Raw genomic sequence first — 15,773 nt, 5'->3', positions numbered from 1 at the left:
TCAGTTGACACTGATATAAAGTCCTCTCAAGACCCGGGCACAAGCTCCGCAGGGACGGGCAAGGTCACCGTGCGCCCCCTTGCCGGTGTCACTGACGTGCACCACCGTCATGTGGCCGCCACGGATGGCGTTTGGATTTTCTGCTGCGTATGCCGCCGCCAGACACTGCGTTTCGGCACAGCCGAGGTGCGGGTGGTCGAATTCGGAAAGCTCGTCTCTCATGCCATCCGGGATATTGGTCTTGGACTTGTTGTGTGCCCGGTACGTAGCCCCACTCGGCGACTTGTATTCAGCGGCGAAGTCCGCTCCCCTGATCTCCGCATCATCCGCCACTTCCAGAAGGTCGTCTGACGGGTTGCAGTTGTGGACGAGGACCGGGGTGTCGCCGGCCATCACATGGTACGTGTGGACGGCGTCGACCGTGAGGTCGTACATGGTCTGGGCGCCCGTGTACGAACGGACACCGGTAACTGTCGCCACCCGGCCGTCGGTGGTGCGCAGCTCGTGCCCGACCGTCAGCTCGGCGGCGTTCACCCACGCCTTGGCCGTCTGGTCCCAGAACGGGTGGTGGTCGGTGGTGTGCAGGACGGTCGTGCCCGCGGCGAGCGCGCCCGCCGCGGCGAGCCCGGCCAGTGCCAGGCGCGGGCCGGAGGTCCGCTTCGCCGGCGCGCGCTTGTCGCGCACCGTCACGGTGACGTCGGTCAGGTCGGTGTCGCGGTTGGTGTGCAGCGCGGTGACCCGCTGGGCGGTGGTCCGTCCCGTCACCGGGTCGGTGGCGAGCACCCTGTCGCCGAGTTTCACCTGGCTGATCGGCCTGCGTTCACCGTCCGCCAGCCGGACTTTCGTGTTCGCGCGGAAGCTGTGGAGGCAGCCGGCGGGTCCCCTGGGCGCGTTGCGGATCCAGTCGAGCACCGCCTTGGACTGCTTCTGTACGGCGCTGATGACGCTGTTCGCCCAGGCTTTCATCCTGCCGAAGTTGGTGACCGCGTGCCACGCCTTCTTCACCGCGCCGATGAGTTCGCCGACGCGGTGCAGCTTGCTCCAGGGGATGATGCCGATGAGCATGGAGATGCAGGCGCCGAGGCTGCCGCCGCCGAAGCAGGCTTTGATGTCGTTGATGCCGAGGACCTCCTGCAGGATCTCGCCGCCGGCTTCGATGACGACGTCGAAGAGGCTCTTGTTCTGGATCCGCTTGGCTTCCTCGTACTCCTCGCGGGTGTGGCCGCTGGCCTTGAACGCGGCGTCCTGGATCTGCTTGATCTTCTTGTTGTTGCGGGCGAACTTCGCGGCCTTGGTCGCCGCCCGCTTGATCTGCTGCTTGGTCGCGTATCGCAGCGACGGGATGTACACCGAGCCGTCGGCCTCGACGAAGTACTTGAGGCCGTCCGGGTCGCTCATGCTCGCCGGGTTGTTGTTCGCGTACGCGTATCCGTTGAGCTGTTGCGGGTCGCTCGGGTCGATGACCGGGTCGACCGAGATGAACCGGCCGAGCGCCGGATCGTACGCACGGGCGCCGAGTTGGACCAGTCCGAGGGAGGCGTCGCGCGTCCCGCCCACGAACTCGTGCTCGTCGGGCCAGGTGGTGGGCGCGGTTCCGCGTACCTCGCCGAACGGCAGGAACTGACGCCGGGTGACCGCCAGGGTGTCGGCCTTCAGCGTGGTCATGGTGGTGCCGTGGTGGTCGGCGACCTGCCAGTGGGCGCCCGCTGCCGTGCGTACCCCGATCGGCGCGCCGGCGTGGGAGTAGAAGCGGGTCCCGGTCTTGACGCCGGTGGCGCGGTCGAGCCGGATCTCCTGGCCGCCGAGGTACAGGGTGATGGCGGTCGGGTCGCGGCGCAGCAGCCGGCTGCCGTCGGCGTCGTAGACGATGCTGGTGTCCTTGCCGTCCGCCGAGCGTGCCGAGGCCAGCCGCCCGCTCGGGTCCCAGTCCAGGGTCTGCGCCGAGCCGTTCAGGTTCCGGGTGACGGTGTTCCCGGCCTTGTCGTAGGCGAACGTGTCCGCCCTGGATCCGGTCGGGCCGGTGGTGGTGACGGATTCGAGGGCGTGGCTGGCCTCGTTGTACTCGTAGCTGCTGACGGTGTCCGCGGCGCCGGCGAGTCCGTGTTTGCGCAGCTCGGTGCGGTTGCCGCTGGCGTCGTAGCGGTACGACGTCCAGTACGGGTCGTCGCCGCCGACGGTGCCGAGTACGCAGTCGGCCGCGGTCGTCCACGCCTCGACCATCCGGCGGAGGTGGTCGTAGTCGAAGCACTGGCGGTCGGTCGCCTCGCTCGACGGCACGTCCTCGATCCTGGTCATGTTGCCGGCCGGGTCGTAGGTGTATCGCAGGTCGTTGACCTTGACGCCGCTGGCCGCTTCCCGCTCCACGAGGTGCCGCGTCGACCGGCGGGTGGCGTAGTCGTAGAAGTGGGTGCTCCAGGCCCGCGCCCCTGCCGAACCGATCGCCAGCTGCCCCGGCTCGCCGAAGCGGGTGTACCGGGTGTCGTTGACGTACGTGCCCAGCTCGCTGGTGGTCGACCTCGGCAGGCCCAGGTCGTCGTACCTGACGGTCAGCGTCTCCTTGACCAGGTCACCGGCCCTGGGTAGCTCGGTGGTGGCGATGCTGCCGTCAACGCGGTAGGTGAGGTTGGTCTGGTAGGTGCCGGCGAGATCCCCCTCCGCCTGGGGGATCGTCACGATGGTGCCCGTCGGCCGGTTCGCGGGGTCGTAGCCGGCCACCTTCACGGTGTAGTCGTGGCCGTTGTCGGTCCGGGTGCTGGAGGTCAGCAGGCCCTTGCGCATGGTGTCGTACGTCCACGTCGCGCGCAGGGGGCCGGTCTGGGAGCCGGCGCGTTCCTCGGTCCTACGGCCGAGTGTGTCGTAACTGAAGGCGAGCGTCTCGCCCTCCGCGTTGGTGGCCGTCGTCAGCTGCCCCGCCGGGTCGAACGTGGCCCGGGACGTGCCGGTGTCGGGGTCGTGCGTCGCGGTGCGGCGGCCGAGCAGGTCGTACTCGTACCGCCACTGGCGCCCGTCCGGGTCGGTGACCGTGGCGAGCTGCCCGGTGTTGGTGTAGGTGTACCGGGTGACGTCGGCCGGACCCTGCGGGCTCGGCCCGTGGTACTGGTACAGCGCGGTGGTCTTGCCGTCCGCGTCGACGTACGTCGTGGTCGCCGTGCCGCCCGCCGGTGGCGTCTGGTCGGTGCGGTCGCCGTGGTACGTGATCGTGCCGTGCCACTTCTCCTCGCCGAACGACTTCAGGATCGCCTGAGTGGGCCGCCCGACACCGTCGTAGATGATGACGTTCTGGGAGGGAACGTTGTTGTCGGCGGCCTCCACCAGCGTGGTGCCGGCCGCGCCTTCGGCGTAGTACCCGGAGTTGGTGGTGACGGCCAGGCCGCGGGAGTCGTAGCCGGTGTCGGTGACGACCCTGCCATCGACGACGCCGCCCTCGCCCCAGGCCGGAGACTGGGTCTGCCGGGGGCGCAGGAAGCCGTCGTAGAGCGCGTAGCTGGTGAGGTAGTTTCCGTTCGCCCGCAGGGAGTCGGTGGCCACCGCGCTGGCGCCGTCGCGGCGCAGGAAGTACCGGTACCGCAGGTTCGGCCCTTCGCCGATGTCCGCGTTGCGGCCGGGCAGCCAGACGCCGACGACGCGGCCGAGCGGGTCGTAGCGAACGTCGGTGCGGCGCCCGCCAGGGTCGACGGTCGTCAGCGGCTCGCCCCAGGCCGGCGACAGCTCGGTCGTCGTGGTGTGGTCGTCGGCCGTCGTCGTCGGGTCGAGCTCGTTGGTGACGGTGATCTTCGTCGTCAGGCCGGCGGTCTCGGTGTACGTGGTGGTCGTCTTCCGGCCCAGCGCGTCCCAGGTCTCCCTCGGACGGCCGTACCCGTCGAAGGTGGCCCGGTTGGTGACGACGTAGACCGGCTTTCCGTCCACGTAGTCGGAGACCTGCTCGGCCTTCTCGGGGTTACCCGCGGCGTCGTAGCTGGTCTTCGTGTCCGAGACGATGTCCCGCGGGTACGCCGGCGTGGCCGCGCACGCGACGGCGACGGTCTCGGTGCGCGCGGGGCGGAAGCCGTCGTACCAGGTGCGCGTGCACTCCTCGTCGCCGGCGACCGCGAGGTCGCCCTGGTCGTCGACCCGGGCGACGAGGCCGTCGTCGGTGTACTCCCGGTCGACCCGCGTGCGGCGCCAGCCGCCGCCCGACAGCGCGGTGTACTCGCGGACCGCCTTGACGTCCACCTGGTGCGCCCGCAGGTTCCCGGACGCGGCGGTCTCGCGTTGCCAGACGTCGTTGATCGTCGTGCTGACGACCGCGCCGCCGTCGCCGTCGTAGATGGTCCGTTCGCGCAGCTGCCCGCTGAGCTGGTTGTCGTCGGCCGCGGAGCCGCCCTGGCTGTCCGGCACGGCCGGCCCCTCCATGCCGCGGAAGTACCGGTACCCCGAGACGGAACGCACCCCGCCGCCGTCGCCGTGGCGCACCACGACCCTGCCGTAGCCGCGCCACTCCGACCAGGTGCGCCTCTTGGCCACGACCAGCTCGTTGTCGTTGTAACGCCAGGCGCCGCCGCCGAGGTACTGGTACGCCATGACCTCGGCCGGGCCGCCGCCCACCCGGTCGGTCTGGGTCACGCTCTCCACGACGTACTTGTGCATCCAGTCGGTGAACTCCACCCCGCCGTCCGGCTGCCACTGGACGGGGAAGCAGCGCAGCGTGTTGCCCTCCGGTCTGGGCAGGGCGGCCGCGGTGCACTCGGTCGGGGCGTAGTTGACGCTCACCACCCCGCCGTACTCGTTGTACACCCCGGCCAGCCGGAACTTCGACAGCGGCGGCAGGCCGTCGGACCCGGAGTTCACGCGGTTGTCGAACGCCTGCCCGCGGAACGTCACCTCGGGCGTCGGGGTGTCGGCACCCTGGTAGACCCCCGAGTGGCCGATGCGCTCCAGCCACAACGCCGGCCCGGCTCCGCCGCCGCTGTCCCCCGTGGCCGGAAAGCTGTGGGTGAACGTCCACCGGTCGACGTCCTCGCCGCCGACGTAGGTGGTGACGCTCGCCAGCCGCTGGGTGGTCCAGAACGTCGGGGACTGGGTCGTGCACCCGGTCGCGCACTTCTGGTCGAAGGGGACGTCCGGGTAGCTGTCGCTGTTCTCCAGCCCGCAGTTCTTGCCGGGGGCGCACCGGGGCGCGGTGCCGAAGACCACCTTCGCCGGCGGGGTGCCGGCGAGCTCGTTGCCGAGCCGGGTGCCGTACTCCGCCCGGCGCAGGAGGATGCCACGGTCGTACTCGACCGTCCGCCGGCCCTGGTTCGCGCCGTAGGAGTTCTTCTCCTTCTCGTACCAGTAGGTGATCGTGTTGCCGCGCGGGTCGACGACGTGGTCCAGGTTCCACCGGTACGCCTGGGCGCACGACGACTCGGCGAACGTGGCGGCGTGGCACGGCTCGTTCGTGTGGTTGCCGAACACCGGCACGGTCTGCACGGAGTTGGTCTCGGGCTTGCCCGCGGTCCAGCCCGGCAACCGGTTCACACCGAAGAAGTACCGGGTGCCCTCGCGGGTGGTGACCTTCCAGTGTTCGCCGTCGGCGTCGCCGTTCGCCCTCGTCGGGTCGGCCAGCAGCTCGATGCGCGAGCCGTCGTCCTGCTTGAGCCGCCAGACGTTGGTGCCGGCGGGCACCAGTTGCCCGGAGTGGCCGGCGAGCGAGAGCGTGGCGTTCTGGTTGAACCAGCACTGGTCGCCGGTGGCCTGCTGGCCGTTGTTGCCGCCGAGGTCGTCGGCGCATCCGCGGTAGGACCGCTCGATGTAACCGGACCACATGTCGAACCCGTCGCCGGCCCAGGACGGCTGGTTGTTGGTGGCCGCCGTGCGGCCGTCGATCGCCCCGGACGAGTACGCCAGCGACAGCTGCGGAGCCAGCCCGCCGGGCGTCTCCGGCATCCGCAGCGGGTAGCTCCAGCTGAAGTCGCCGGTGTGCGTCGACACCTGCCACGTGCCCGACAGGGCCAGCGACGTGGCGGCGTAGCTGCCCGCCGCGCCGGACGCGCCCGCGGTGACCGCGTACGCCGTGCTGTCCCCGCCGACGTCGACCTGTGCGCTCAGTGTCCCGGCCCGGTGGTCGTTGCGGCTCGGCACGGCCGACCGGTCGGCCAGGCGCACCAGCCGCAGGCGGCTCGCCCAGTCACCGCCGTACGCGTACCGGAAGGCGCTGTAGTCGACGGTGAGCGTGACCGGCCCGGCGGAGTCGGACCCGTCGGCGCGACGCAGGTCGAACACCACGCCCGCCACGCCGGCGCGCCGCGCCGCCGCCTGGTCGCGCATCTCCACCCGGACCGCGGCCGGTGCCGCGGGCCCGGTCGACGCCGTGCCCCGCGCCAGCCGCACCGGCAGCCTGCCGGCGGGCGCGGTCCTCGCCGCGAGCCGTACCTCGGCGGCCCCCGCAGCCGGCCACACCGGCGCCGGGGCGGTTGCCGCCACGGTCATGGTGGGCAGCGGGTCGTCCTTGACCGCCACCGGTTTCACCGGCACCACCGGCTCCTGCTGCGGCGCGGTGGGCAGCGTCACCGCCACCGCCGAGGCCGCCGGCGGCGGCACCGCCGCCAGCGTCGTCACCAGGACGGCGGCGAGGCCCGCCGCCAACCACCGGGTCGAGCGGTTGCGCATAGCCGTCGTTCCTTCCTAGTGGAGGCTCGTGATGACGTAGCCGAGCCGGCTGGCCTGGGTGGTCCTGCCCTCGCACTGCTCGTCCAGGGAGGTGAACCGGTCCCCGCCCTCGGCTTCGCTGAGGCGGCAGGAGTACAACGGCGCGGTCGCGGCGGCGAACGCCGGCGGCTGCGTCCAGATGCCACCCTCGCGGCGGCGCACCGTCTTGCCCTCGCAGGCGGGGTCGGTCGACAGGAACTCGTCGGTGCCGTCGACGCAGGAGTAGAGGGCGTTCGCGCCGGAATCGCCGGTCAGCGCGATGATCCCCTGTGTGCCCTCCGGCTGGTAGCCGGCGGGCAGGCGGGCGAGCGTACCGACGGTGAGGTGGTCGTGCCCCGGCGCGTCCGAGACGTAGCGGACCAACTGCCGGTAGGCCAGGGTGTACCCGAGGAGCCCCTCGTTGCGATGCAGCGGGTCCTCGCAGGCTTGGTAGGGCGTGCTGTAGTGGTCTCCGGTGGCCGGAACCACACACCGGTAGATCGGCAACGACGGATGGTCCGGTGGCGGATTCTTGTAGGCCAGGCCGATCTCGCCCAGGAGCGTCTTGTCGGTTCCCTCGCACGTGTCGACCACCGCCATGTACCAGCCGCCGGAGTACCGGCAGGAGTAGAGCATCCGCGTGCCGGGCGTGTCCGGGGGCGCCAGCAGACCGAGGCCGGGCTCCCACAGCATCGCCGGCGGCACCGGACCGGTGCTCACGAAGTGTCGGCCGTCGTGGTTGACGAACCGGCTGAGCTGTCCGCCGTACGGGTTCGGCCGCGCGGTCACCTGGCTCTCGTTGTGGTCGACGATGAGTTCCTTGCTGAGTACGCCGGTGTAGACGTGCACGTCGTCGACGCGGCCGTCGAAGAACGCGGTCGCCTGCCCGGCCGACTTGGCCCGGCCGATCGTCAAGGGTCCGGGCACGTGCGCGCGCACGCCGCCCACCGCGACGGTCTCCACGCCCTCGACGTAGAGCCGGACCTCACCGGCCGCCGCGTCGTACACGCCGGCCAGGTCGACCCAGTAGCAGCCTCCGGAGGGGCCGGGGTCGCAGTCCTCGGCGTCGGCCTGCGCCTTGATCGGCGCCGCGCCGTCGGCCGGGGACACCGCGAAGACCCACTTGCCGTTGGCGTACCCCAGCGTGAATCCCGACGCGGTCGGCCCGTCCTGGCTCACCACCGTCTGGGTGGTGCTGGTGCCCTCCGGGTCCCGCCGCGCCCGGGCCGTCACGCTGAAGCTGCCGTCGGTGCGCACCGCCTGCTCCGTGCCGGTGACCGCGTCGTCAACGCCGTCGAGTTCGATGGCGTGGTCGCCGACCGGGCCCGGCGGCCACGAGATCCCACCCGTCGCGGTGGCGTTCCGGTAGTTGCCGGAGACGTCACCGACGCGGGTGCCGGCGCCCTCGTCCAGGGGAAGGAACGCCTCCTCGATCACCGGCGTGTTGGCCAACGCCCGGATCTCGGCGGGCACGAGCGCCCGCTGCCAGACCTTGACGTCGTCGACGCGGCCGCGCCACGGTTCCGTGTACTGGCTGCGGTACCTCGAGCGCCCGATCTGCAGCGGCCCGGCCGCGTCCCAGGTCGCGTCCACCCTGGCCACGGTGTTCAGCGCGCCATTGACGTACAGCCGCAGCTCCCGGGTGCTGAGGTCGAAGACTCCGGCGAGGTGATACCAGACGCCGGCTATCGGCTCCCTGGTCGAGACCGCCCGGGCTATCGGCGCCTGCGTCGAGTCAGCCGACGCCATCCGGAACGCGAAGCGCTTCTGGTCACCGACGTAACCGAGATAGAAGCCGGAGGCCACGCTGCCGTCCTGCGAGACAGCGGCGTAGGTCCCGGTGTCGACGGCGCCGAGCGTCGCCCAGGTCGAGACGCTGAAGGTCTGGTTCGTGCGCAGTACGCGTTCGCGGGTGGCCGCGTAGCCGCTCCCGGCGCCGGTGAACTCCAACGCGTCGCCGATGCGCCCGCGCCTCCACATCGCGCCCGTCTCCGGGTGCATGCCGGACACGGCGGCGGGACGCCCGCCGGTGAGGTCCGGTGCGTTGTTGTTCGGGACGGCACCGATGCGGCCGTCGAGCGGCCAGTGCCCGATCTGCCCGGGAGCATCGGAGCCGACCAGGAAGTGGTATCCGCCTCCCGGTGGCACCCCGCCGCCGTCGTCGTCGGGTGTCCGGTAGGGCGCGGACACGTTGAGCGCCCGGTCGACCGTGCGCACGTACAGCTCGTGCGGACCGTCGCTCAGCGGGGTGACCCGGATCGTGGCGACGCCGTTGACGGCCGGCACGAAGCGCGGCGAGTTGAGGGAGACCAGCGGGAAGTCCTGGAAGTCCAGGCTCCACTGGAAGCCGAGCACGTCCCTGTCGCCGTCCGCTGCCGTCACCGTGACCGCACCGGTCCTACCCGGGTAGCCGCCGAACCCGTTCTCCGGGAAGTCCGTCGAGGTCAGCCTCGGCGCGCCCGGATTCGTGGCGTCCACGGTCACCTGACAGAACCGGGACCATCCGCTCCAGTTGACGCCGTCGAACGCCCGTACCCGCCAGGAAATCCGTTTGCCGTCGCCGAAGACGCCAGCGGGGATCGCGGCCCGGTGCCGTAGCCCGGGCTGCTGCGCCGCCGTCTGGGTGCTGCCGGCCGGGGCGCTGGCGCCGTACTGCCACCACTCGAACTTCGCCGACAGGTTCTGTGCGTCCCGATCGTCGAGGACGGCGGACAGCGCCAGCGCGCCCGTGGGCGAGAACGCCTGGTCCACCGCGCCCGCGCAGCCGAGGCTCGGTGCCATCCGGCTGGCCGACGCGGAGAGCTGCCACGGCACGTCCGGCGGCCAGTTGTACTTGACGAGCAGCCTCGGCGCGAACCGACCGTTCGCGAAGCTGTTGAACTTCTTCCACTGGGCGCTCGCGCCTGTTCCCTCGTCGTCCGCGCGAAGCATGAAGGTGGTCACCCCGCCGGGGCTGACCACGTTGCTGCCCAGGTCGAACCCCAACCAGTTCGCCGGGCAGGACGGGCCGTAGCCGTGGGCGGCGGAAACGGTCGTGAGATGCCAGGGCTCCGCGCTCGTCCCCCAGCCCGGTTGCCCACGTCTCCACGTCATGCCCTGGCCGATCGGGTTGGTCCGGTACAGCCGCAGCGGCGCCGGGGCACACGACGGCGCCCAGATCTCCCGGATGTTCAACTCCGCGCCCAGCAGCGTCGCCCCCGCCAGGGCCCTCGTGTCGAACTGGAAGTACGACCGGGCCGTCCCGATGCCGTTGCAGCCCGCGAACCCGCAGTAGCCGACCTTCGCCTCGGGGCCGTCCATGCCGCCGTTCCAGTACGCCATGTCGGGCTTGCCCGCGAACACCTTGGCCCACCCGTACTGTGGCGCCGTCCACCACGGGTCGATCCGGACCGGATACACCGTCGTCGGGTCGTCCAGCAGAGCCTGGTCCGGGACGATCGTGAGGTCGCTGCCCACCAGCTCCAGCTCGCCCACCGCCTGGTTGCCCACTCCCACGGTCTCGGTCGGCTCGTCCTCGCTTGTCGTGGCGGCGGCCGGCGGCGGCGTGTCCGACATCTCGACCCGGGACGAGGCGAAGACGACGTCGCCCGCCTCGTCCCGCGCCGCCAGCGTGCCGTCCGGTTGCTCGGTCACCGTCAGGCCCTGCGCCGACAGCTCGAAGTCAATCTCCGCGACGCGGGGGTTGTCGGCCGCCTCGCGGGTCTTGACCACGAGCACCGGCGCGAAGCCCTCCGCGTGCGCGGTGAGCTGGAGGTCCACTCCGGGCAGCACCTCGGGGTAGGTAGCGGTCTCCCCGGACAGCTGCGGCGGCGGTAGCGGGTCCGGCCAGCTCATCTCGATCCAGCGGTCCCCCTCGGACAGCCGCGCGAGCGGAGCCGCCGATCCCCCACCGGAGAACACCACCGGCGTGGCGGGCGCAACCGGCGCGATCGCGCCGTCGGCGCGCCGCACCAGTCGGGTGTCGGGGTCGACCCAGCCGTTGCCCCTGCGCACCCGCTCCGGCCCGAGGGACAGCTCCATGGTGAAGGAGCCGTCGGGGTTGGCGAACACCTGCTGCCGCTCGGTGCGGGACGCCACGACCTCGATCCGCTCGCCGGTGGCCGCCGCGGCGGTCGTCGCCTCCCGCTCCGGTGACAACTCCTCCGTACGCGCGGCATCCGGTGCCGCCTGCGCCGTCGATGCCACCGCCACACCGCCGCCCAGCAGAACCACCGCCACCGAGGCGGCGACCCACTCACGCAATCGGCCCACGCCGCCACGCTCCTCCCCGTCGCAACCGCGCGTGACCCCTCGGTCACGTACGTCGCGCACATCCTGGCGGTCGCGGACTTCAAGACGGCTTCGAACGCACTTCAGCGCCGCGGAGCGCCTGTGATCAGGGAGGATTCGTCTGTCGACAGCCGACCGGCGCCGCGCGCGGCCCGATCCAGGCCCACGATGGTCAACCCGCCGAAGGACGTGGAACCGTACCCGTCGCGGGCAGGCCGAACGCGAGCGCCGGCCCGGCGAGATCGACCGGTCCGACCGGCGCTCAGTGGGCGGCGCTTCGGCCGCCCCGGCCGAAGATCGTCACCGGGCTGCAGACCCGCGCCGACGCGCGGGATCCCGACGCGCCGCCACGGAGAGTGAAGGGTCAGGCCGGGGCGTGGTACGCCAGTACGCCCCGGTTGACCGCGGCGATCGCCTGCCTGGCGGTGGACCTCAGCTCCGCCGAGGCGCCGCCGGAGTCGGCGAGCTGACCGAGCAGGTCCACCACCTGCCGGGCCCATCGGACGAAGTCACCGGCCGGCATCTCGCCGTCGATCTCGTGGCCGCTCGCGAGCACCTTCGCCAGGGCCTCGCCCCGGGCCCACCGGTAGACCGGCCAGGCGAAGCCCAGATCCGGCTCGCGGGTGACCGCCAGGCCGCGGGCCGCCTCGTCCGCCTCGATCTCGCTCCACAGCTTGAGCGTCTCGTCGACCGCCTCGGCTACGGGGCCGCGCGGCAGCGACGCCCGCTCGTCGACGTCGCGGCGGGCCTCGAAGACCACCACCGACACGGCGGCGGCGAGTTCGGCCGGGGAGAGCCCGTCCCACACCCCCCGGCGCAGGCACTCGGCGACCAGCAGATCCGCCTCCGTCCAGATCCGGCCGAGCATCCGGCCGGCGTCGGTCACCGTGCCGTCGGGCGCGAGGTAGCCGCGGGCGGTGAGCAGCGCGACGATCCGGTCGAACGTACGGGCCAGCGAACCGGTCCGGCCGGCCACCCGCTGCCGCAGCTCCTCCGTGTCCTTCTCCAGGCGGCGGCGCCGCTCCGCCCAGCGGGCGTGCTCCTCGCGGTCCGGGCAGGCGTGACAGGGGTGGCGACGCAGCTCGCCGCGGAGCTGGCTGAGCCGGTGGTCCTCGCCCACGGCCTGGCGGGAACGGCCGCCCCGGCGCCCGCCGTGCCGGTCCAGCCCGGTGCCGCTGACCTCGGCGGCCAGGTCGCGCCGGGCGGCCGGCGACCGGTGGTTGAAGTGCTTCGGCACCCGGATCCTCGCCAGTACCTCGGCGGGGGTGGTGAAGTCGCCGGGACTGACGCGGCCGGCCCAGCGGTCCTGGGTGAGCACCAGCGGCCGGGGCTCACCGAAGCCGCCGGTGGCCGGGTCGAGCACGACCGCCAGGCCCGCCCGCCGGCCCGACGGCACCCGGATCACGTCGCCGACGCGCAGCCGTTCCAGCGAGGCCACCGCGGCGGCCTTGCGCTGGCTCTGCCCCTGCCGGGCGATGGCCCGTTCCCGGTCGGCGATGGCGACCCGCAGCGCGAAGTACTCGTCGAAGTCGCCGTGGTGGCAGGCCGCCTCCGCGCCGTACGCCTCGATGGTCTCGGTGTTGCGCTGCACCTGGCGGGCCAGGCCGACCACCGAGCGGTCCGCCTGGAACTGCGCGAAGGAGGACTCCAGCAGCGCCCGGGCCGGCTCCGCGCCCACCGTGCCGACCAGGTTGACCGCCATGTTGTACGACGGCCGGAAGCTGGACCGCAGCGGGTAGGTGCGGGTGGAGGCGAGGCCGGCGACGTGCCGGGGGTCGGTCTCCGGGGACCAGACGACGACGGCGTGCCCCTCGACGTCGATGCCGCGCCGGCCGGCGCGGCCGGTGAGCTGCGTATACTCCCCCGGCGTCAGGTCGACGTGCGCCTCGCCGTTGTACTTGACCAGGCGCTCCAGCACCACACAGCGGGCCGGCATGTTGATGCCCAGGGCGAGCGTCTCGGTGGCGAAGACCGCCTTCACCAGGCCCCGGACGAACAGCTCCTCGACGACCTCCTTGAACACCGGCAGCATGCCGGCGTGGTGGGCGGCCAGGCCGCGTTCGAGGCCGTCGAGCCACTCCCAGTAGCCGAGCACGGTCAGGTCCTCGCCCGGGATCGCGGTGACCCGGGACTCGACGACCCGACGGATCTCCGCCCGCTCCTCGGGCGAGGTGAGCCGCAGCCCGGCGGCGAGGCACTGCTGCACGGCGGCGGCGCAGCCGGCGCGGCTGAAGATGAACAGGATCGCCGGCAGCAGGCCCTCCCGGTCCAGCCGGTCGACGATGTCGGGGCGCATCGGGCCGCGCCAGCGGGGGCCGCGCCGCCCGCCGCCCGGGCCGGCGCTGCGCCCCTCGCCCAGCTCCAGCCGGCGCATGGTGTCGCGGGTGTAGCGCAACAGCTCGGGGTGCACGTCGTGCTTGCGGGCGGCGTCGGCGTCGTGGAACAGGTCGAACATCCGCTTGCCGACCAGCATGTGCTGCCACAGCGGCACCGGGCGGTGCTCGCTGACCACCACGGCGGTCTCGCCGCGCACGGTGACCAGCCAGTCGGCGAACTCCTCGGCGTTGGACACGGTGGCCGAGAGGGAGACCAGGGTGACGGAGGCGGGCAGGTGGATGATCACCTCTTCCCAGACCCCGCCGCGGAACCGGTCGGCGAGGTAGTGCACCTCGTCCATCACCACGTACGCCAGGCCCTCGAGGGTGGCCGAGCCGGCGTAGAGCATGTTGCGCAGCACCTCGGTGGTCATCACCACCACCGGGGCGTCGCCGTTGATGGCGTTGTCGCCGGTGAGCAGACCGACCTGCTCGGCGCCGTAGCGGTCGACCAGGTCGTGGTACTTCTGGTTCGACAGCGCCTTGATCGGGGTGGTGTAGAAGCACTTGCGCCGCCGGGGCGCGGCCGGGGCCGGAGCGGCCTCGCCGCCGGCCGCGGGCACCACCTCGTCGCCCGCGCCGCCGGGACCGCCGGCCTCGCGCCCCGACGCGCCGCGCAGCGCCAGGTGTACGGCGAACTCGCCGACCACCGTCTTGCCGGCGCCGGTGGGAGCGCAGACGAGCACGCCGCTGCCGCGCTCCAGCGCCTGGCACGCCTCCCGCTGGAAGTCGTCGAGATCGAACCCCAGATCGAGGGCGAACTCGTCCAGCGCCGGGAACTGGGAGGCCTGCGCGGCCCGGCGGCGCGCCGCGGCGTACCGCTCGGCGGGGCTCGACATGTCCTCAAGATTAGTGCGTGCCGACGGCGGCCACGTGACAAGGCCAACCGACAGCGGGGTCGGGGGCGGTCGGTAGGGTGCACGACGTGCCGGACCATGCCGAACCGCCCCACGCCTCACCCGGGGCCGACGACGCCGTCGTCCCGGGCCCGTCCCGCCGCCCCGTGGAGGCGGTCCTGTTCGACTTCCACGGCACGCTGGCCCAGGTGGAGGAGCCCCGCGAGTGGGTGCTCGCCGCCGCGGCCTCCTGCGGCGTGACGCTGGAGCGGATGCGGGCCACCGCGCTGGCCGACCGGCTGTTGACGGCGGGCCGGGCGGGCGGCCCACTGCCGGCCCGGGTGCCGCCCCGGCTGGCCGAGCTGTGGGCCGACCGGGATCTCTACCCGCACGCCCACCGCGGCGCCTACACGGGGCTCGCCGAGACGGTCGACGCGGGCATCGAGGGCTTCGCCGAGGCGCTCTACGAGCGGGTGCTGGTCCCCGACGGCTGGGTGCCGTACCCGGACACCGCGCCGACCCTGGCCGCCCTGCGCGCCGCCGGCGTCCCGGTGGCCGTGGTCAGCAACATCGGCTTCGACATCCGGCCGATGTTCGCGGCGTGGGGGCTGGCCGACCTGGTCGACGCCTTCGCCCTGTCGTACGAGGTCGGGCGCTGCAAGCCGGATCCGGGAATCTTCCTGCGCGCCTGCGGGATGCTCGGCGTCGACCCGGAGCGCGCGCTGATGGTGGGCGACACGCCGGCCGACGCGGGAGCCGTCGCGGCCGGGTGCGGGGTGCTGGTGCTGCCGGCCGCCGAGGCGGGGCGCGCCAACGGCCTGGGCACCGTGCTGGACGTGGCCGGCGTCGACCAGCAGCGCTAACAACGAGGCGACAGCAGCGTTAGCCACCGTCGCTAACGCGAGGGCGTTATCGTCGTTGCCATGATCACCGAGACGTCGCCCCGGGACCGGATCGTCCGGGCCGCCGCCGCCCTGCTCGCCGAAGGCGGCCGGGAGGCGGTCTCGACCCGCGCGGTGAGCCGGGCGGCCGGGGTGCAGGCGCCGACCATCTACCGGCAGTTCGGCGACATGCGCGGCCTGCTGGACGCGGCGGCCAGCTACGGGTTCGCCGCGTACCTGCACGCCGAGGCGTCCCGGGACCTCGCCGGCGACCCGGTCGACGACCTGCGCCGGGGCTGGGAGCTGCACGTCGGCTTCGGCCTGGCCAACCCGGCCTGCCACGCCCTGATGTACGGCGACCCGCGCCCCGGCGAGACCCCGACCGCGGCCCGGGTCGCGGCCGACATCCTGCGCCAGCTCGTGCACCGGGTGGCCGAGGCGGGCCGGCTGCGCGTGGGCGTCGACGAGGCCACCGAGATGCTGCACGCCGCCGCCTGCGGGGTGACCCTCGCCCTGAACCGCACCCCGCCGCCGCAGCGTGACCCCGCCCTGTCGACCCGGACGCGGGAGGCGGTGCTCGCCGCGCTGGTCACCGACTCCCCCGCCGCCCGGGCGACCTCCCGGGCCGGCAACCCGGTCCGGCACGCGGTGGCGCTGCGCGCCGCCCTCGACGGGCTGACCACCGACCTCTCCCCGGCCGAGCGCGCCCTGCTCGCGGAGTGGCTGGACCGCATCGTCCGCACCACCCCCACCCCCTGACCGCGAGG

The 15,773-nt window shown here is 72.7% G+C and carries 5 protein-coding genes; 2 read left to right on the top strand and 3 right to left on the bottom strand.

The annotated features are described in order from the left end of the window. The 3 genes from AB0L34_RS05170 to AB0L34_RS05160 all read right to left on the bottom strand — a co-directional run bounded on the left by AB0L34_RS05170 (position 1) and on the right by AB0L34_RS05160 (position 14,128). Positions 1 to 6,627 (bottom strand): RHS repeat-associated core domain-containing protein, encoded by a 6,627-nt coding sequence (locus AB0L34_RS05170; protein WP_363702005.1) that lies wholly within the window; start codon positions 6,625 to 6,627, stop codon positions 1 to 3. Positions 6,628 to 6,642: 15 nt separating this feature from the next. Beyond that, positions 6,643 to 10,896, bottom strand: coding sequence for a LamG-like jellyroll fold domain-containing protein (locus tag AB0L34_RS05165; protein WP_363702003.1), 4,254 nt, complete (start codon positions 10,894 to 10,896; stop codon positions 6,643 to 6,645). A gap of 382 nt (positions 10,897 to 11,278) precedes the next feature. After that, positions 11,279 to 14,128 carry a DEAD/DEAH box helicase gene (locus AB0L34_RS05160; RefSeq protein WP_363702001.1) on the bottom strand — a complete coding sequence of 950 codons (2,850 nt, stop codon included), beginning with the start codon at positions 14,126 to 14,128 and terminating at the stop codon, positions 11,279 to 11,281. Between the two features lie 86 nt (positions 14,129 to 14,214). Here AB0L34_RS05160 and AB0L34_RS05155 point away from each other — a divergent pair, with 86 nt between their 5' ends. Both AB0L34_RS05155 and AB0L34_RS05150 read left to right on the top strand, forming a co-directional pair. Next, positions 14,215 to 14,988, top strand: a complete 774-nt coding sequence (locus tag AB0L34_RS05155; RefSeq protein ID WP_363701999.1) for an HAD-IA family hydrolase — start codon at positions 14,215 to 14,217, stop codon at positions 14,986 to 14,988. A 60-nt stretch (positions 14,989 to 15,048) separates the two neighbouring features. After that, the gene (locus tag AB0L34_RS05150) at positions 15,049 to 15,765 is read left to right on the top strand and encodes a TetR/AcrR family transcriptional regulator (protein ID WP_363701997.1); all 717 of its coding nucleotides are present in this window, start codon (positions 15,049 to 15,051) and stop codon (positions 15,763 to 15,765) included. The last annotated feature ends 8 nt before the right edge of the window (positions 15,766 to 15,773 follow it).

The organism is Micromonospora sp. NPDC052213, from assembly GCF_040679695.1.
GTDB lineage: Bacteria > Actinomycetota > Actinomycetes > Mycobacteriales > Micromonosporaceae > Micromonospora.
The sequence above is the reverse complement of the archived record's forward strand: the minus strand, read 5'-3'. Positions and strand labels throughout refer to the sequence as shown.

Excerpts from the sequence above, each read along its gene's own strand:
- AB0L34_RS05170 (WP_363702005.1), bottom strand. The coding sequence starts at position 6,627 with ATGCGCAACCGCTCGACCCGGTGGTTGGCGGCGGGCCTCGCCGCCGTC.
- AB0L34_RS05160 (WP_363702001.1), bottom strand. The coding sequence starts at position 14,128 with ATGTCGAGCCCCGCCGAGCGGTACGCCGCGGCGCGCCGCCGGGCCGCG.
- AB0L34_RS05150 (WP_363701997.1), top strand. The coding sequence starts at position 15,049 with ATGATCACCGAGACGTCGCCCCGGGACCGGATCGTCCGGGCCGCCGCC.